The 681-nt window shown below is 77.7% G+C and carries 1 pseudogene; it reads right to left on the reverse strand.

Features of this window, described 5'->3' with window-relative positions:
* Positions 1-681 (reverse strand): annotated as a pseudogene (locus B7767_RS38030) (polyketide synthase); the annotation flags it as partial.

The following is a 681-nucleotide window of genomic DNA, read 5'->3' on the forward strand; positions in this document are numbered from 1 at the left end:
AGGTCGATCAGCCCGCCCCATCGTGCGGGGATCTCCAGCGCCGCGACCAGGCCGAGTCCCCACACCGCCGCCTGGGCGGGAGCGGTGAGCCGCTCCGTGCCGGCGACCGCGACGGCGCCGCGCGTCACGCACCACAGGGGCGCGGTGACCTCGGCGTCCAGCAGGGCCTGGAGCAGGACCGCGGTCGGGACGGCCGGGGCCTGCGCGGCATCCGTGAGGGCGAGCAGGGACAGCACCCCGGTGAGGGCGGTGCCCTCGGACAGCAGGCCGCGCAACCGCCCGGCGAGCGTGTCGCGGTCGGCGGTGCCGACGGTGAGCGGCACGACGTCGGCGCCGACGGCCGTCAGGACGGCGACCACCCACGGATCGTCGGCGAGCGCCTCGGGGACGACCGCCAGCCAGGTGCCGGCGGCGGTGGGCGCGGAGGAGGGCAGCGACAGCGGCTTCCACATCTCGTGGTGCCTGACCCCGTCGACCATCGCCTGATCGCGCTGCCTGCGCCGCCAGGTGGACAGCGCGGGCAGGACCGCGCCCAGCGCCTCGGTGTCGACCGCGAGGTCGGCGGCGAGCGTGGTCAGGTCCTCGCCCTCCACGGCCGTCCAGAACGCCGTGTCCAGGGGGTCGGCCCCGGTTCCGCCCGCCGTGGAGCGCTGGGCGTCGGGCCAGTGGCGGGGCCGCCGG

Source organism: Streptomyces sp. 13-12-16, from assembly GCF_002114215.1.
Lineage (GTDB): Bacteria > Actinomycetota > Actinomycetes > Streptomycetales > Streptomycetaceae > Streptomyces.